General features: G+C 41.8%; 12 protein-coding genes. 1 reads left to right on the forward strand and 11 read right to left on the reverse strand.

Annotation, left to right across the window (positions count from 1 at the left end; genetic code table 11):
• Positions 1-47 precede the first annotated feature (47 nt).
• The 5 genes from R2R35_RS04350 to R2R35_RS04370 form a co-directional block, all read right to left on the reverse strand.
• Entirely contained in the window at positions 48-2,198 is a 2,151-nt protein-coding gene (locus tag R2R35_RS04350) for a glycosyl hydrolase family 28 protein (RefSeq protein ID WP_317733271.1), read from the reverse strand.
• Positions 2,199-2,387: 189 nt separating this feature from the next.
• Complete coding sequence (locus R2R35_RS04355) at positions 2,388-4,364, reverse strand: alpha-amylase family protein (RefSeq protein ID WP_317733272.1); 1,977 nt, start codon at positions 4,362-4,364, stop codon at positions 2,388-2,390.
• Positions 4,365-4,621: 257 nt separating this feature from the next.
• Positions 4,622-6,229, reverse strand: a complete 1,608-nt coding sequence (locus tag R2R35_RS04360; RefSeq protein WP_317733273.1) for an ABC transporter substrate-binding protein — start codon at positions 6,227-6,229, stop codon at positions 4,622-4,624.
• 29 nt (positions 6,230-6,258) lie between these two features.
• Positions 6,259-7,143, reverse strand: a complete 885-nt coding sequence (locus tag R2R35_RS04365; protein WP_317733274.1) for a carbohydrate ABC transporter permease — start codon at positions 7,141-7,143, stop codon at positions 6,259-6,261.
• An 11-nt stretch (positions 7,144-7,154) separates the two neighbouring features.
• Positions 7,155-8,111, reverse strand: coding sequence for an ABC transporter permease (locus R2R35_RS04370; protein WP_317733275.1), 957 nt, complete (start codon positions 8,109-8,111; stop codon positions 7,155-7,157).
• Between the two features lie 354 nt (positions 8,112-8,465).
• Here R2R35_RS04370 and R2R35_RS04375 point away from each other — a divergent pair, with 354 nt between their 5' ends.
• Positions 8,466-9,446: an aldo/keto reductase gene (locus tag R2R35_RS04375; protein ID WP_317733276.1), complete on the forward strand. Its 981-nt coding sequence runs from the start codon at positions 8,466-8,468 to the stop codon at positions 9,444-9,446.
• 181 nt (positions 9,447-9,627) lie between these two features.
• Here the strand turns inward: R2R35_RS04375 and R2R35_RS04380 are convergent, their stop codons facing one another.
• The 6 genes from R2R35_RS04380 to R2R35_RS04405 all read right to left on the reverse strand — a co-directional run bounded on the left by R2R35_RS04380 (position 9,628) and on the right by R2R35_RS04405 (position 19,807).
• Positions 9,628-11,406, reverse strand: coding sequence for a sensor histidine kinase (locus R2R35_RS04380; protein WP_317733277.1), 1,779 nt, complete (start codon positions 11,404-11,406; stop codon positions 9,628-9,630).
• A gap of 17 nt (positions 11,407-11,423) precedes the next feature.
• Positions 11,424-12,977, reverse strand: a complete 1,554-nt coding sequence (locus R2R35_RS04385) for a response regulator transcription factor (protein WP_317733279.1) — start codon at positions 12,975-12,977, stop codon at positions 11,424-11,426.
• A 29-nt stretch (positions 12,978-13,006) separates the two neighbouring features.
• On the reverse strand, positions 13,007-14,794 hold the full coding sequence (locus R2R35_RS04390) for an ABC transporter substrate-binding protein (RefSeq protein WP_317733280.1): 1,788 nt from the start codon (positions 14,792-14,794) through the stop codon (positions 13,007-13,009).
• 393 nt (positions 14,795-15,187) lie between these two features.
• Positions 15,188-16,228 (reverse strand): glycoside hydrolase family 18 protein, encoded by a 1,041-nt coding sequence (locus R2R35_RS04395; protein WP_317733281.1) that lies wholly within the window; start codon positions 16,226-16,228, stop codon positions 15,188-15,190.
• A gap of 30 nt (positions 16,229-16,258) precedes the next feature.
• Positions 16,259-17,251: a glycoside hydrolase family 130 protein gene (locus tag R2R35_RS04400; RefSeq protein ID WP_317734745.1), complete on the reverse strand. Its 993-nt coding sequence runs from the start codon at positions 17,249-17,251 to the stop codon at positions 16,259-16,261.
• Between the two features lie 30 nt (positions 17,252-17,281).
• Entirely contained in the window at positions 17,282-19,807 is a 2,526-nt protein-coding gene (locus R2R35_RS04405) for a transglutaminase domain-containing protein (RefSeq protein ID WP_317733282.1), read from the reverse strand.
• Positions 19,808-19,844: the final 37 nt, after the last annotated feature.

The following is a 19,844-nucleotide window of genomic DNA, read 5'->3' on the forward strand; positions in this document are numbered from 1 at the left end:
TCCTTTCTCTGTGCTCTATCGCTTCAAAATCCCTCATGAAATAATCCCTATTTTACTATCACGTTTGCATACATATGGGCACTAGTAAGCGGCGTTACGGAATGAAATAAGGTATAAGGATATCTGTATTTCTTTACTTTAGCAGTTTGTGCCTCGATTTCCAGCCAGAAATTTTTCGCACCGGCTTCCAGTCCAAGCTCTTCAAACGGAATAGACGCAAAACCATCTCCCCCTCCGGGTATCTGGATTCTCTTTATTTCCTTAACCTTTGGTTCATTTTTGAATACCAGCGTAATTTCAAGGGGACAACGCAGCTGGGGAGCAAGCTCTAATCCCTGCATGCCATTTAACACTGCGGGAATCACTCCAAAATCCGTTTCTTCTACAGAAAATAATACCTCTTCTTCCCTCTTTGGAACCGGAACTGCTGTATATATTACAAGACTGTTGTTACTATCTTTTAAGATATCTGATTGCAGTAACAGTTTCCCCTTACAGACGGAAGCCTTCACCCCTTTGGTTCTTATGTTATAATAATTGATAAATTCCAGCTCAGGTGTTTCCTCCACATTCTCTGTTTCAGAAAGTATCCAGTCAAGAGGAAGGAACTTCCAGTCAAAGCTTACATCCACATCTTCTGCCTGTACTGCAAGAACATATTTACCAGGTGGAAGTTCTACCTCATACTCATAGCTTATCTTCTCTCCGGCTTCCAATACAAAGGCCTGTGGTTCTCTGTTATATTCACCGGTATGGGTCGGAGATATCTGCAGCCAGAAACTGTTTTTTTGTAGATTCTCTCCTGTGTTTTTAAGCTCTGCCTTTAGTTTTCCGCGATAACAGCCCTTACTTGTTAAGTGAAAATTCTCCGTAATCGTTAGTTTAGAATCAATGACCTGTATTTTAGGAGTCTCTTCCGGGTATTGAAAAATTACATTATCCACATACTCCATCGTAAGCAGCCCGCATTCCTTTTCATTGGTGGCAACTTTTCCAAGAATATTGATGTTATCAAAGGTGATATTACTGATACGGCTCTCCTCAGAAAAGCCCTGCAATCTGGATTTGGACAGAAGCCAGTCGATACCGGGATTTCCTATGTAATATATATCCTTGAAAGTAATATCTCTGATACTTCCCTTATCCTTATCTCTGTTCCAGACCGAATCCCTGATACGGATATCAAAGAGCTGTGCCCCCGGTGCATTCTCTATTCGAATGTTCTCAAAGCAGATATCAGAAACCTCCGCTCTGTCCCCATGATGAATTCCCATTAAAGGATATCCGGTTGGAGAATGGATGATATCAATGTTCTCAAAACGAACATTATGGATTTTTTCAGCCCGAAGCTCTACCCCTACCTCCAGAGGTCTCGCAAAGTCATTCCAGAGAATAGAGTCCCTAAAAGTTACATTATCCACATCACCGGTATTAAAAGCCTTTACAACAAAAGAATCATCCCATACTCTGGTAAAAATGTTCTGCACCAATACATTTCTGGAACCACAGATATCAATCCCATCCGAATTTCCACGGCAGCCAAAGATTTTTACATTATCAATGGTTACATTGTCACAGCCGAATATCCTCAAACTCCAGTCATTGCTGTCGGTAATGGTAATATCACTGATGCTTACTGCTTTGCAATGAAGAACATCAATGCAGCGTTGATAGACATTTCTCATTTCAAGTGGATATTTCTCCATACTGATAGTCCCGTAACCACAGATTGTAAGGTGGCTGCACTGGTTAAATTCCATCTTGCCGTTTAGAAAGGCTCCTTCTTCCAGATAGATAATGGTATTATCTCTTTCAAATCGGAGGACGTCCACTGTATGGATTCCCGGCCCGTAATAAACTACATTGTCTGCATCTTTGTTAAAACCTTCATACTTTATGGCTTCCGCAAAGACAATAAGGTTGTTATAAAAGCTTCCATTTATCTCCACAGAGAACTTTTTAGGTTCTTCCAGATGAAGAAAAATCTCATGGTCGTTGAAACGATAATCAACCCCTAAGCTAAGCGGCCTTATGATTACACTTTGGAGAGGCGTTTCGGATTGAATGCGTATATCAACAGGTTCTTTCATTGTAAATTGTGTATACTCACTGACCTGTACTTCGTTATAGGGCGTGGGAAATATATGTGTTGTTTTGATTTCAATATTTTCATTATTCACAAAGACGGTATAATTCATTTATAAGTCCTTCCTTACGGGTATACTTAAGCTAACCAAAGTCCTGTTACATCTATTATTTGAACGCCAAATTAATGTGCCTGCAAAACCTTCTATACATACAGCCGGTACCACTATCTTTTCATAAAGCTGATTACTTGAAACCCCAGACAACAATTACAACATCATCACCGGGATTAACCTTATAAATTAATACTCAGCCACAACCATCTGATGCAGCTCAAGCTTTGGTACCTTAAATTCTACGCTTTCCTTCTTCTGTATATATTTCAGCTCAATTTCTCCGGGAGCAAGATATATCCGCTTAATCTCTTCTGTACAATTTAACCGCACCTCAATTTCATAAAGGGGCTGTATATCTTCTATTACCTCTGTATTCTTTCCTCGTTTAACCGGAACTCCATACAACAAATGGACAACATAACGACTCTTTTGCTTTGTCAGGGTAACGATTCCTTGGGCAGGGAGGGAGGTTCTGACAGCTGCCTTATCATTGAGCAGCTGGTCAAGAGCATATTGAACCATACGCTTTAGAATAAGACTTCCTGCAGTCGCATAATCCCCGAATACCTCCCAGGATATATAGATGCCATCCTTCCCGCTAACCATTCCAGGTCCGGCTTTTTCATTCCTTGCCGGAGAATGCAGGTGAGAACAAAAGGCAGCAGCTGTTCTGTTAAAATAAGGATTCTCCCTGCTGCCAAGTTCTTTTCCTGAAACCATCTCTATCGCATAACCCTGGGAATACATAACAAAAGCTGATGTATCAAGGTCTTCTATAGTAAATCCAGGTCGGAAGTAGTCCGGACGGAATTCATTCTCTCTCAGATAACGAATACCAAAGTCCAGCTGGAAATCTGTCTTTTCACTATTTAAGCCTGAGCTTCCAGTGGCCAGAAGTTTACCTCCTTGTACCACATATTGCTCCAGCTTTTCCTTCAGTTTGGTCTCCAGTAATATAATATCCGGCAAAACGAGCAAAGAATATCTGGTGAAATCCTCTTCTTCATCAATAACATGAAACAGATAATGTCCCTCCAGAAGAATCCTGGCGGCCCCGATATCTGCCAATTTAGCGGCTTCTGCTAAAGCTCTGTCATGAAAACCGCTCTTTTCTATAACCGCCTCCGCAGACAGTACTCCAATATCTGCAAGGTTTTCTGCCTTTAGAAGCCAGGGTTCCTTAAGGCTTAATTCCTCATAGGCTTTACCTATTAAAGAATAAGTAGCCATATCCATCTCTCCCGACGGATGCAGCTGGTCTCCGATAGAGACTCCCGCTCCATTCGCGATAGAAAGAGAGGCTTCATACCTGAGGGCATTAGGATGCTTAAAACCTCCGAATTCTCCCCAGGACTGATGGAATTTCCCTGTCATACCAAGATACTCCATACCAAGCGTCCTGGCATAAGCAGCGGACAGCGGAAAATGATCATATCCCCAACCACCAGTAGGCAGGCTTTCCAGTTCCAGATGACTGTTCATATAAGCCAAATCTCTTCTGCCCCGTCTTATATGCCCTCCGTTATGAAATACCGGCAAGCCCGGTTTTACACTGTCAATGGTCTCTCTTACCCGCATTGCATATTTGGCATATACTCTTTCTGCCAGGGTCATAACATCCGCCTCTTTAAAGGGGTCCATTCCCTCCTGCTCCATAGTTTCTCTGCAATGCCTGCAATAGCAGGGTTGGACTCCTATAATATCTAAGAAGATGCCATCAGCTTCGTAATTCTCACATACTTCTTTTATCTGTTCCAGCAAATAATCCAGATACGGTGTATTTATACATAATTTATGATAACCCGGCTCCAGAAAGCTTTTGGTCCACAACATGGAATCGTCTTTCATTCTGACAATCCACTCCGGATGCCTGCGTGCAATTTTTTCATCAAACCCTGCAGACAGGTATACTGGTGTCTTTACCCCTAACTCATGTGCCGCACTTATTTGCGCTCCCAAAAGGTCAAAGTTAAGATTGGGATGTATTTCATTGGCCCTGGAAGGATGATAGGCCCAGCCGTGATGGCATTTAGAAAATAGTGTTATGGAGCTTACACAACCTTTCTTTAAGGCTTCCTGAAACTGTTCTTTGCTGAACTTTTCCCCGATTCCTTCTATCTTTTCACTGGTGTGAAAGTCCAGATGTACTTGCCTGTATTTCATATTTATTTCACCTCATTTTCTCATGTCTGCAGCTACCCTACGAAAGCTGTTCTTAACGGTATCACTACTGACACTTCCCTGAAAACTCCCTGATTCAATCACTTTTTATTTGTCCAGTAAATACGTGAGGCAGCATAACCGCTCCCTCATTAACAAGCCTCCTTCCATGTCTGTAGATATCAGAACACGGAAGAAGGTTGAATTAAACTAAAAACTTCTCAGAGCTCTTTGCTGTTGATTACAGCTTCCCTTCCATATTATTTGGAAGCTCTCCATTCATCAATCTGGCGTTGAATCTCTTTTGTCACCACATCATCACCTGCTTTAATCAGCTTAGTGACAAAATCTTTGTAAAGCGCATCTGCATCAGGCGCAGCACCGGAGTTTAAGGTAGTCTTATATTCGCCGATTACAGCATTTACCTGTGCAAGCTCTGTTTTAATTGGATCGGTATCCAGTGTAAAGCCTTTCAGCTTTGATGGAGCTGCATCTGCATTTACCTGACGGATGAAATCACTCTGCAAGGTAAGAGGTTTGTTCTCCATGTAAATCTCGTAACCGTTAAAGATATTACCGATAGCCCAGTTGTATTGACCGTAAGGGCTGTCAGCGGTAGGCTGTGAAGTATAACCGATAGGCTGGATTTCTTTGTCATTGATCTTATTGTAGTGCTTTCCTTCAATACCATAAACCATTAAGTTATAGAGGTCTTTCCCTTTTTCTGTGTTCATTAATTCGATTAACTGCATCGCTCTTTCCGGATTCTTGGAATTAGAGGATATAGCCATGTTGGTAGCTGCTGCTGCATAAGGAATATAGTGAGAATTGTCAAAAGGAATCTTTACATAAGCGGTTGAACCAGCTGCTTCACTTGTTGCGATTTCAGATTCTGTGGGATAATAACCCTGACCTACCAGGTAGTTACCGCCACCGCGCACTTCATAAATTTCCTGTGATACATTATCAGCCGTTAAGATATCCTTTCTGATGTAACCCTTCTGGTACCAGTCGGAATATTCCTTTACGAAAGTCTCATATTCAGGTGTTCTGTAAAGATTGACAGGTGTATAATCGTCGCTGTAAATATCGATTTTATAAGGATTTAAGATCCACTCATAACCTTTTTCCACGTGATCTGCAAAACCGAAGACACCTTTTTGTAAATCGCCGCCGTCTTTTATCATCACGATATATTTCTCAAGTTCATCCCATAATTCCTGGTCCATCTTCTGATGGGAACCGAATAATTCTGCCAATTGCTCCACATTAATCTGATCTTTGTATTTCTCATAAATCTTTATGGGAAATTGTAAAGTGGATACATAAGAAACCATCTGCTGCATGTTGGGTATGCTGTAAAGCTTTCCATCCACTCTTGATTTATCCAGGATGTTTTCAGGAATTTCCTTTAACAGGGAAGGTGCATACTCTTCCATCAGTTTGTCAAGCTCCATATAGGAACCTTTTCGTACTTCCGTTACATATGGAACCATCCAGCCATGCCATACGATATCGACATTTTCCTGGGAAGCACTAATCAGTTTCCATTTCTCTGCATAATCTGCTGAGGTGATACCCTCAAACTTAACGGTAGTACCAGGCAGATATTTCTGAAGTTCTTCGTTGAATTTGTTCCATACCTCCTGCGCATCTTTCTGCTCGCCCGGACTTAAGAATACCCATTTCAAGGTTACCGGTTCCGCTTCCTTTTCCGGTTCTTTTGTACCGGTAGGCTCACTCTGCTCTGCATTTGTTTCTTTTGTTCCGCTGTTATTATCCGGCGTATTGCTGCTGCCCTTGCAACCTGTCAGGATAATGGAAAACATAAGACAGATTACAACGAAAACTCTCATTCTTTTTAACATAAAATACCCTCCTTTTAATATGTAAACCTCTATTCTTTTACCGCACCTACCGTTAAACCTTTTGCAAAATACTTCTGAAAGAACGGAAAGATGATAAGCATTGGTCCAGCTGCAACAATACACAATGCAAATCTTATAGTCTCAGAAGGAAGCTGGGTCAGATTGATACTGATTCCTGCTACCGGCGAACTCTCTGCCATGTCTTTGATAAACTGTACTTCTCTTAATATCTGCTGCAGCAGATACTGTAACGAAAATAACTCCTTGCTTCTGATATAAATCAAAGCAGTATTCCAGTCATTCCACCTGGCCAGTAGATTCAATAATGAAACTGTGGCAATAACCGGTTTTGACAAAGGCAGTACAATCTTATAAAACACCTGCAGCTCTCTTGCACCGTCAATTTTTGCAGACTCAACAAGTGAAGGCGGCAATCCCTGGAAGAAAGACCTGATTACGATAATGTGAAATGCATTTGCCAGGTTTGGTAAGATATATACCCAGATATTATCCTGCAGATGCAGATATTTAGTCATTAATATATAAGTAGGAATCAATCCTCCAGAAAACAACATTGTAAAAATAATAAAGAAAGTTACAGGTTTTTTGTACTTATAACTGGATCTGGATAAGGGATAAGCCATTAAGGTCATAACAACCATACTGAAAGCTGTGGCAACCAGGGAATAAAAAATTGTTACCTTGTAGGAATTCAGCAACTGTCCCGGACTTTTCATGACATATTTATAAGCTTCCAAGGAAAACTTATGGGGAATCAATTTATACCCTTCTGTTATAAGTGTCTGTTCATCCGTTATGGATGATGAAATAATTAATATAAACGGTATTATAAAACCCAGTGAAAATATCAGGAAAAATATATTTACCGGTAAATTCGCTCTTTTGCTTTTCACGTTTGCCTCCTCTAAAACAATGAATTTTCAGGTGATATCTTCTTAACTATTTTGTTGGTAGCTACTACCATTACAAACCCCACAAAGGATTGGAACAAACCTACTGCCGTTGTTATTCCGATATCATCACCGGTCTGCAGCCCACGGTAAATATAAGTATCAATAATATCAGTGGTAGGATATAATAGTCCCACATTACGGGGTATATTATAAAAGAGACCAAAATCACCTTTGATAATGCCGCCGACATTTAAGATGGTCAGCACCGTCATAAGGGGAATCAGAGATGGGATGGTAATATAACATATCTGTTTCCATTTGCTTGCTCCGTCAATGGAGGCTGCTTCAAAAAGCTGTTCATCAATTCCCATTAATGCCGCATAATACATAATGCAGCTGAGGCCCACACTTTTCCATACATGAACCACCGGCAATATAACCACCCAGTATTTCGGTTCCAGATACCAGTTGATGCCCTCCATGCCAAAGAATTTTATAATCTGGTTCAATATTCCCATATTGGGTTCCAGTAAGATATAAGTAATATAACCTACAATGACCCAGGACAGGAAATGTGGTAGTATCATGGTAGTCTGGTAAAATTTCAGGAACAGCCTGTTCTTCACTTCATAGAGAAGTATGGCAATCGCTACTGCACAGACAATTCCAAGTATTATGAATACCAGACCGTAACCTACGGTATTTCTTGCTATCCTGAATGCATCCTGTGAAGTAAAGAAAAATTTGAAATTGCGAAGTCCTACCCATTCACTGCCGAAGATACCTAAGTTGTTTCGATAGTCTTTAAATGCAATAATAACTCCAAGCATTGGTATGTAACTGAAAACCAGAAAGAAGATAATGCCGGGCACCAACATCATCGACAGCTCAAAATTATCTCTAAACACTCCCCATTTGCTCTTCTTTTTTATTGTTAAATTTACTTGTTCCCTTTTTAATTTCGACATAAACACCAGTACCCTTTCGTTATATTGCATAGTTTTTATCACTCTTACTGGTTTTTATTATATCTCTTTAACAATTCAGTAACAATCATAGATATTTAACATAACCGTAGAATTTTAACCAATATAAAATTCTACTATTTTTATACTGATACCAATGCCTATATGAATTTTTGTATAGAATTTAAACAGATTTGTGTATGATTGCTACAGCTTTAGGGTTAAATTGCATAGGAAATTAAGGGAAAACAACAATATTTATTGATAAAATTTACCTTTTTGCTAAAACTGCTTGACATGCAGTGAACTCTATACAGTAGACTTGTATCATACTATCAGGAAAGTGAGGATAATCATATGGAATATGTTAAACTTGGAAACACCGGTTTAGAGGTATCACGGCTTTGCCTTGGCTGCATGAGTTTTGGTGATCCTGCAGGCTGGGTTCATAAATGGGCATTAACAGACGAGGAAAGCCGGCCTGTAATCAAAAAGGCCCTGGATTCAGGTATTAATTTTTTTGATACCGCTAATGTATATTCGTTGGGCAGAAGCGAAGAAATCCTCGGACGAGCTTTAAAGGACTATGCAAACCGTGATGAAATCGTTATTGCAACAAAAGTATACAATAAGATGCAGGAGGGTCCCAATGGAGCCGGACTTTCCAGAAAAGCTATTATGAGCGAGATCGATAAGAGCCTGAAACGTCTTGGTACGGATTATGTAGATCTCTACATCATCCATAGATGGGATTATAATACTCCTATTGAAGAAACCATGTCAGCACTACATGACCTGGTAAAAGCAGGTAAGACAAGATATATCGGTGCCTCCTCCATGTATGCCTGGCAATTTCAGAAAGCTCTTTATACTGCAGAGAAAAACGGCTGGACACGTTTTGTATCCATGCAGAACCATTTAAACCTTATCTATCGGGAAGAAGAAAGAGAAATGATACCCTTATGCAAAGAGGAGAAAATAGCTCTGACACCTTATAGCCCCCTGGCTTCTGGAAGACTGACCAGAGACTGGTCAGAGACCACAAAACGCTATGAAACTGACCGGGTGCAAAGAGACAAGTATGATTCTACCATAGACGCCGACAGACTGGTGGTGGAAAGACTTGCAGAAGTTGCACAACAGCACGGAGTTCCCCGAACCCAGATAGCCCTGGCATGGCTGATGCAAAAACAGCCGGTTACAATTCCCATAATCGGTGCTACAAAGATTTCCCATCTGGAAGCAGCCGTACCGTCCCTGGATGTCAGACTTTCACCGGAAGAAATCGCTTATATGGAAGAGCCCTATGTCCCCCACCGGATTGTGGCTCATAGCTAATTAGTCTAAAAAAGGATTTGTGTGCTTATTCGAACAAAGTTCGTTTATAGCACTCAAATCCTAAAATTACCTGACATATTGTATTTAACACCGGAACCACTATTATTCCGTAATAAAAGTGGTTTCGGATTGTTGCTTAATTTCTTCTGGCAGCCGTGATTCTATTGCAGGAGCACACTGATTACACCGGAATCAGAGGCAGCATCAACCGAACTTTTGTACCGTTCTCGGGCGTACTTTCAAGCTTCATGTAATACTCTTCACCATAGAATAATCTGATTCTCTGATTTATATTGTTCAGCCCGATTCCTATCCTTGTGTTATCTGATTTTTCTTTGATTTTGGTGTCCAGCCGGTTCAACTCCCTTGTATCCATACCAATGCCGTTATCTTCAATGGTAATATACAGGGCAGACTCCTTATCCGAGGTCACCTCCACCTTAATCCATCCATTTTTCTTGACGTTTTTCAGACCATGGGTTACTGCATTTTCTACAATCGGCTGTAACAATAATGGTAGAATCTGATATTCCCTGCTTCTGATATCCTCCTGTATCGTTATACTGTAGCTGATTCTGTCCTCAAATCTTAATTTCTGAATCTGCAGATAGACATCAATGTAATTCAGCTCTTTTTCCAGAGTAGTCGAAAAGGTTTCCGTATTTTCCAATACATAGTGGATTGCCTGTCCCAATAGCTTAATAGCAGTGGACACATTATAATCATCGTTCTCAATTGCCAGCATACGGATGGTTTCCAGTGTGTTATATATAAAATGAGGATTTATCTGGCTGGCTAGCAGCTTGAATTCCATCTTCTGCTGTTGGTTGATCAACTCCTTCTGCTTGATAAGAGCTTCATATACCTGAGCTTCCTTTTTCTTTATCTCCTGGATCATATATTTCAGATCAAAAAAGGTTTCCGTCAGTTCATCGTCTCCCCGCAAAGTATCAATAATATCATATTCCCCTGTACTGGCACTGCTCATGGCCTTACGCAGAGCAATTACCCTGTAACTGAATTTCTTTGTATAAAACAGGATTCCTACTAGCGGTATGACAATGGATACAAGTGTTATGACCACACACATGACCACAATCTTAAAGATACTGTTATACGCCTCCAGATCCAGGGTGGTAATATAATAGGTATCCTTAGAACGATAGGCCGGCAAGGAAGATATATATCCCAGAACCTTATTCCCTTGATATTTCAGAGAACCTTTAGAGGTAAAATATTTTTCCTCAAAATCAATGGGAACCTGTTGTTTTTCTCCCTGCACGGATCTTGTCGTGCTGAAGAAGATTTCGTCTTTGTTCAGAGAGACTGCTGTAAAGAGTTTGTTGTTCTGTATACGGTTCTTTAAGTAATTCGTACTGATCGTAACCACCAGAATGGCCCCGTCATTGGTATGCTCATCAGAGTCTACAATAGGAAAGGAACGAATAAAGGTCAGCTGTAACAAGCTCTTTTCCTTGTTTTCCGGCGTGTAATTGACCCAGGCACTGCTGGAGGGTATGGAGACTTTGGAAAACCATTCATCCTTCACTTGAGGAGTGGCATGTTTAATGTAAAAGCTCTCTGGCAATGAGGTATTGGTCGTATATACGGTAATAGCCGCCAGTGCTGTATTGTTTTTCATATAGGTATCAAAACGGTCATAGGTATTGATCCGGCTGCTGAATTCCGTTTCCTCCGGTGCTTTTTCCGTGAGCATTGAGAGCAATGCTTTATCATTGATAAAATCTTCGGACATATTAAAGATGTTCAGGGTACAGTCCAATAAAATGGACTTCACCCTGAGATTATCGGATTCCAGCTGAGAATAGGTCTGCTGGTATAAAGCTTTGGCAAAATACAGGGTCAGAAATAAACCGATGAAAGCAACCGGTATTACAAGAAAAGGAATAAATATAATATACATCTGCGTCTTTATTTTTACTTTTGATTTTGTTTGCAAAGCCCTTCTCCCTGTCCTCACCCCTTAAGCATCTGTTTCCGGTATTCTGTCGGTGTGAGATTCGTATACTTTCTGAATTTCGTATAAAAATAATCTACGTTGCGGTACCCAACCTTCTCTGCGATGTCATAAACCTTCATGTTATTCTGCTTCAACAATTTAATGGAATTCTGCACCCGAACATAATCCACATAATAATTAAAGCTTTTACCGGTTTTTTCGTGAAACAGTTTTCCCAGATAGCAGCTGTTATACCCGAATAGACAGGCTATACTTTCCAGTTTGATATTTTCCTTGTAATTGTGTTCGATATAATAGATTACACTGTCTATCACACTGTCATTGCCGGAAACACCCACTGTATTCATAATAATTTCAAATTCCTCGGTAAAAAAAGCAAGAATTTCATAAAGATAATTCCTGGTGGTTATAAAATTGATAATCTGGGTATTGGTAGGAAAAGGAATTTTGCTGCCGGCATACAAATTATTAATCTTGTCCTTGATCTGCAAAAAAAGGTCCGATAAAGACAGCTTGATATCCGGTATATTAATTTCACACCTATTCAGCTTCTTTTCCAGCTCGTGGAGTGTTTCCACCAACAGATTACGGTTGTGGGTCTGTATATAATTTACCAGCAGATGAAAAAAACTGTTTATCATTTCATGGTCGAAAGGAAGCTTTTCATTGTTATCTTCTTCTGTATCAGGAGGTCCTATGGTATGCTGGTCCTGGACACAGAAAAAACGCCTCTGCATTAAAAATAAAGCATCCAGATAGGAGGTGCGTATCTCCGTGACTTCTGAGACAGTTCTTCCGTAAGAAATAAACAAGGTATCTAAAGGTGAACCTTTCTGTGGTTTGAGATCATATTCATATTTCTCAATAAATCGTTTGAACTGTCCAATGGCGAATTCTCCTTTCAGAATAATGACCTGATTCTCCTTAATCGTAATACTTTCAAGTGAATTGCTATCCTGATTGGTGACTCTTAATATTTCAGAGAAATTATAGGAAGTATCTGCTATATTGTGGCTGTACTTCTCATATATCAGTACCTGGAAGATATTTTCTGTCATATGCAGGTCCGCCAAATTAATCCTGGAGATATCCGCCTCACCGTTAATAAGATCCCTTAAAATAGCAATTTTTGCTTTCTCACGGTAATGGCTTACCGTCCTTTTCTCCCAGGCTTCTTCCTGCAGCTCATGGGATATGGAGTTCAAGGCTGCTTCCAGCTCCAGCTCATTCAATGGTTTGTTCAGATAAAATTTAACATCATATCTTATAGCTTCCTGCGCATAGGCGAAATCAGAGAACCCGCTTAAGATAATTATCTTTCCTTTATAATTGCCCGCTCTGGCCTTTTGAATAACCTCCAGTCCATCCATAAGCGGCATCCTTATATCCATCAGTACAACGTCCGGGTTTTGGTTTACCAGGAAGGAAAGTGCTTCTTCTCCATCGGAAGCTTCTCCCGTAATATTGTAACCAAGCCTTTCCCAGTTGACTACTTTCTTTAATCCACGTCTGATGATTGCTTCATCATCTGCTATCAGAACTGTGTACATAAAACACCCCCATAAATTCCAGCATACCTTTAATTATCAATAGCTTCTCTTGCCTGTTTCTGCTCTTCTGTATTCCGCAGATCAATATTTAAAACCTTTTCATACCCCAGTCCCATGGCAATGTCCGTCATTTCCTTTATCAGCCGGGTAAATTCCTCTTCATCTTTCGCAAACACTGACTTCCAGGAGTATTCTACAATAGTTGAACGAATCTGAGCCCGGATAGTAGTGATATCCGGATCCTCCGCTGGTACAGCATAACCGCTGCCTACGGATATCACGGCCTGTTTATTTTTATAGAAATACTCTGTTGCATTCTTAGCCCCCATATGGGTCTGCCAGTCCCTTTCCATATCCGTAAGGTTCAAGGATATATAGTTATCCCACATCAGATAGTTGTAAGGATAACCGGTCTCAGGGTTAATCTCACCATCTGATACAGCTTTGAAATTCAGTCTTTCAATACCGTCAAGATAGGTTCCTCCGCCATACTCCTCGGGCATCAGGGTCTTATCACCATTGGTCAGGCATTTATAGCCAAAATCCGTAAGTACCGGTTTACCGTCTGCTACTTCCCACATCAGCCCCTTTATACCGGACAAACTGCCTGAATAAGCTACTGTGAGACCTTCCGGTGAATAGAGCCAGTCGATAAAATCCATTAGCCGTTCCGGATCTTTTGCCTTACTGCCGATCATTATGGAATTATAGGGATTTCCTTTGGTATAACAACCCCAGTCATACAGCTGGAAATCCTCAACAGCCGCTGTGTTAAAAGCTTTGCCGGAGGAGGTATGATCTGCTGTATTGTATCCGGAGGACTGCCAGGGCCAGGGTGACCACAGTACTGCACCATCCTTATATTTCTCTGATAAAGCGTCAAAATTCTGAGTAGTAGATTCCGGATCCAACAGTCCCATCTGATTTGCCTGGAAAAAGAATTTAAGACCCCTGATATACAGAGAATCCTCCGCCAAAGCACTTTGAGGTTCCTCGGAATCATCTGCTTTTGCATAGGCATAACCAATGGGTGCATAGCCATACATGTAAGGTATCTGATTGGCTGCCCCCAGATATTCACTGTCCCAATCCTTAAACAGGGAAAAGGCATAGATTTTTTTACCGGAATCACTGACTCCTGCAATGTCCTGCATCTCTTTCATCACTGGCAGCAGATCCTCCAGAGTCTTCATTTTCGGATAACCCAGCTGTTTATACAGATCCCATCGGATATAAGTTCCAAAATTTAAAACCGTACCTCCCAGATTCGTATCAGCAGGCCTTTCTGATATTTCCGAAGGGATTGTCCAAATCCCTTCCTCTTTTGCAAGTGTTTTGTTGGTATATTCAATCGCTGCCTGGTATTTGGACAGATTCTTTTTTCCCTCCATGAAGTCCGTCATATCAATTATGAGTCCGGCCGTAACAAGATCCTGAAGCTTTCCGCCGGCTGCTGAAGTAAGGATAAGATCGCCCAAATTCCCGGCTGCACTGCGGGTCTGAAGCAGGGTTTCACCGCCTCCTGCAACATTTGGTGCAATAATGTTAAGTTCCATGTTAAATTTATCTTTGATAATTTTTGCAAGCCAGCCCGATTGTATTCCCTGATAATTGGATTGGGAATCAAAAACATCCACTGTTATGAATTCTTTGTATTTTGCTTTACCTTCCTTTCCGGAATCCTTACCTTTATCACCGGAAGAGTCTGTAACTCCCAAAATCTCTGTGTTTTGGGGATTATTAGCACAACCTTCTGTAATGGTAACAGCCATCACCAGACATAAGAGAATGCCAATAAGCTTATGTTTCTTAACCATATAATAACCAAACCTTTCCCATATCCTGCAACTCTTTACCAAAGGCAGCGCCAGCCCCGTTATATGCCGCTCCTGTCTGCAGAGGCAGCAGTGCCGCAAATCAGAGCAAGGAGGTCGTTTATCTATATTTCCTATGAACTGCCGCGAGTATGTTTCGTATTTAGACAAGTATTTATACATTTTATTATATGACAAAATTCTTTTAATAAAAAGTGTAATAATTAAAGTTTTTTCCTCTAATAATATGACCTTTTTCACAAATAACAATGACCTTCCTCCACACAACGGCGGATACCCGGATCCATTGTGTGAAGGAAGGCCATCGGGACTTCTTCTGATCTTGCTTATTGTACTATGCCGCTATCTGCCGCTGAACTTTCAGTGAGAAATACCTTAGAAATCTCCGTTACTACCGGGTGCACTGCCTATCTGCTCTCTTAACCAGCCGGTTAAGGTATGCGTTTTGTCGCAGCCGTACTCCCAATACATCAACCCATGGAGACCCTTCTCCTTTAAATACTCCGCTTTTCTTTTCAGCGACTCTCTGTCATCATAGCTTATAAAGGTATCTCCGTTAAACAGATAAGGAGCTTTTGCTTCCTCATCCCAATAACGGACATATCCATTCCGGTCAATAAAATCTGCCAGCAGGCTGTAATAGGCAGGACCGTAGCCGCCGGTGGTTGCAGCCATCTGATGCAGACCATGCTCAATATCAGGTACACCCTTCCACAGCCTGGAGTAAAAGGCTGCACCGATTACCAGCTTTTCCTTTGGAACTCCTGCCTGGATAAAGCATTCCACGGCACGGTCCGTACTGGCAGGAAACAAATCTCTTTTATTAGAATACAGACTGGTATGATGACCTGTAAAATTCAGAAAACCTCCCTTTAAATCGTAGGTCATCAGTTGTACGTAATCCAGATACTGCTGTGCACTTTTCATATCCGTACAGGCAGTAAAGTATTCACCCCCGCCTGCCGCAATGGTCAGCAGGTAATCCTTTTCGGCTGCCCTGTCAAGTGCTATTCTGAACGCTTCCAGCAATAACGTAAAATTCATTCTGTCCAATTCGCTTCCATCAATACCAGCCACACGGTAACATGGGTATTCCCAGTCTATATCTATTCCGTCCAGATCATATTCTCTTATGAGCTCTACCGCGGAAGCAGCAAAGCGTATTCTGTTCTCACTGGTCATAGCAGCCTCAGAGAAGCCGGCAGCCCCCCAGCCTCCCAGGGATAATATAAGCTTTATATCCGGATTCCGGGATTTTATCCTTGACAATACCGCTTTGCATTCGGGATGATTCCACTCCGCTAACCCATGGTCTATATGCCCGAAAGCTATATTGATCACATCCAGACTCTTACTATCCTCTGCAGTCACCTCACTTAGATCACCGGTGCTGACATATCCGATTAACTTCCCCATTCTCTGTATTCTTTTCCTCCGTTTCTTTTATTAAGTTAAGGCATGTGCTTTGGTAAAGCCTATCAGTTCTTCCACCGTAGTAAAGGCCAGACCGGTTACCGTATCCGCACAGCCATAATATAGCGCTATTCGTCCGGTATCCTTATCAGTAAGAGCTGCACAGGGGAATACCACATTGGGAACATCACCCACCCGCTCATAATATTCCTCCGGTCCTAAAATATAATATTTCGAGCGGTATTTTACTTTCCAGGGTTCCTCAAGGTCTAAAATGGCAGTGCCTACACGGTACACAAAGCCATTGCAAGTATGTATGACTCCATGATAGATCAGAAGCCACCCCTCCTCTGTCTCGATGGGGATGGGGCCAGGGCCGATTTTTGTGCCCTGCCAGGCAGATTCGTCGCCTTTTACAGGAGACATAACATGTCTGTGGTGTCCCCAATATTCCAGGTCACTACTTTGGCTGTAGAAGATATCTCCAAATGGTGTATGCCCTGTGTCACTTGGTCTGCTGAGCATGGCATATTTGCCGTTGATTTTCCTGGGAAACAGTACACCGTTGCGGTTATAAGGCAGAAAAGCATTTTCCAGCTGGTAAAAGGTCTTAAAATCAAAAGTGTACCCGATGCCAATCGTTGGCCCATGATAGCCGTTGCACCAGGTTATATAATAACGGTCTTCCAAAAAGCAGACCCTGGGGTCATAACGGTATTCCCTTTTCAGGATTTCCTTATCCTCTCCCAGAAAAATAATCGGTTCTTCCTCAATCCTCCAATGGATACCATCTTCACTGAAGCCCGGATAGATATCCATGCTAACCGCTATGCTGTCACAACGGAATACTCCTGCAAATCCATCCTTAAAGGGGATTACCGCACTGTTAAAAATGCTGTTGGAAGTAGGTATTGCATCTCTATTTATGATAGGATTGCTGTCATAACGCCAGACCGGTTTGCTGTACCCCTCCGGCTTATCCTGCCACGGAATAACGGTAAGAATCTCCGCATGGCATTCTTTCATTTTATTATTTTCTTTCACTCTTTGTCCTCCTTACTGTTTTTGCTCCTCCAGTAGTCTCCGCATAAATTCCACACTGCCTACATGATAGCCCCCGCAGGCATACACACTGTTTCCTTCTCTGTCCGCCAGGATAAGAACCGGCAGTTTATCTTCATTTAGCTGTAACATCACCGCTGCTCTGTTACAGCTGTCTGAGCTGTCAAAATATATTTCAATACCTGATAATTTCGCAAGGACTTTTCCCAGGGTAATATTCTCCAATTCAAATCGCTCCCGCAGTACTATAAGCATTCTGCCTGTGCTGTTGTTCCACGTATCTGCCATATCCAGCAATTCGTTCAGGACATGCTCAGTGGGTTCTTCTCCTGTCCCCAAAAATGCAAGAATAGCTGGCTTTTGCCTCACCAGTTCGAACAGACTGCTTTTCTTTCCACTGCTGCTGTTAAAAAGAAAATTCTCCAGCTTAACACGGTTCTTTGGTATCTGCATTTCCGTCTTCCACTCTGCCATATCAATGACTTTACGTTCTCCCTCCACCAGCCGGAAAACCCTCTCACAGACTTTCTGATGCCCTTCCGGCATACGCCTGGCAGCTATGAGCCTATAGATTCCTTCCTCCAGGCTAAGCTTAAGTTCATTCTCCCAGAAGACCTTCCCCTCATAGACCAGGGTCTCAAACTGCATACCTTTGAGCTTACCGATGGTCCAATTCTGATAATAGCTCCATCTGCTGTCTTTCTTCTTTTTCAATACCAAGGTTGCAGTATTGGCTGATGCTACTTTCTCCGGTGAAACAAATACTCCATGACATAAATATTCCGGAGCTTGGGTTACCGGATTTAACCTGGCTGGAATATGAAGACTTCTGCAAATAGCTACAAACAAAATACTTTGTGACAAAGGGCTTCCCAGCCCAAGCCGCAGACTGCCGATGGGTGTAGCACATAGGGTTTCATATTCTTCTTCCGGAATATAGCCTATGCCTGCTTTAATGTATTTCCAGATAAGATCAGGCTCTTTTGCGAAAACTTCTTTCTCTTCCTTACTGAAATAATTACGGATAAAACTCTTATAAGGTGTAAGTTCCTCTTTGAAAATCCTGGGACACAGTACATATCTGTAATAATTTTCCCTGGAAAATCCATATTCTTCACTATACGGCTCCAGATGATCCTCCAGGATTTCAGCCTTCAGATCCTTAAAATCCTTTTCCGACAGATGAAGCAGCAGCTGTTTCCTGAGCTCTTTCTGGTCTCTGGTCAGAAAAGCTTTTAGTTCTTGTATATTTTCCCCCGCTCTGCAGATGGCTTCAAGATCCTCCGGGTAAAGAGTTTCCACCTCTTCATCATAGCAGGACAAGAGGTTTTTCTCCCTGATATCTCTGGCAGTTTTTATGCGTGCTGTATTTTTCTCTTTTTGTTCTTTGCTTTCATAAGCAGGATGCAGCGGATGTTCCGTCGGTGCACGATATTCTTCCCATTCCCATCTGTCACTCAACCAGTTATTACTCTGTGTATGTAATAGAAGTTCTTCTTTTACTCCCGGGCTAATGGTAAGCTTCCTCTCCCCGAAAACCTCCCCTATAAAAGCCCTGACTCTGATATCTCCAAGTCCGGCTTTTATCCGTATTTCTCCTTTACTGTCTGTTACAAGAACAGCGGCGGGATAATACTCCGCCATGTTAAGAATCTCCAGCGAAACCTGAGCACCTTCCACTGTCTTTCCATAGGCATCCTTTACAATCACCAATGCTTCCTCTGTCCTGGCATAATAAGAAGTATGGTTACAATAGGTCAGTACTCCTTCCTGTCCTAGTGTTTCTTCCAAAGAAGCCACCGGGAATTCGGAAAATCTGCGGCTGTGAATTAATAAAGCGCGATTGGCGGATTGCGTAAACCAGCCTCTGTTCAGTTCCTCCTCTGGTTCGCAGGCACCCAGAAAATACCAGTCTCCCTCTAAATAAACCTCCACCCAGGCATGGTTATCATCACAGTGGGCCCATCTTGGTGTATATACCTGCCTGGCAGGTATCCCCACGCTCCGGTAAGCCGTAACTGCAAAGGTAGATTCTTCTCCGCAGCGTCCCCTTTTACACCGGAACATGGTCATAGGTGAGACAGTTCGTTCATCCGTTGCTTCATAAGCAGCATTTTCCGCACACCAATAATTGATTTCAAGTATAGCAGCCTTCAGGTCCAAACCCTCGAGCCTATCCTTTAGCTGCTCATAGAAAAAATTTCTGCAGTCGCTGATGCTTTCGGAATTAATGCGGTAATAAAGCACATAGTGAATAAATATCTCTTCCGGCAGCTTACGGCACCATTCCCTCTCTCTGCGAAGCCAAAGGGCATGCTGTACAAAGCTTAAAAATACATCAAATCCATATTCTCCGGCATCACGCAAGGGCATAGTGCCGTAAAGAAAACGCATCAGCACGGCTTCCTCTTCTTTACAGCCTTTTAAGCCTTCCTCGATATCAGCCAAAAGACAGCCGTAATACTTTTTTCGTTTTTCATATTTATCGGAAGCGTATTTCTGCAGTTGTACCGTAAACATTTTTTTCCGCCTTCCTTTTATAGACTTATTTTAATCG

Source organism: Anaerocolumna sp. AGMB13020, assembly GCF_033100115.1.
GTDB lineage: Bacteria > Bacillota > Clostridia > Lachnospirales > Lachnospiraceae > Anaerocolumna.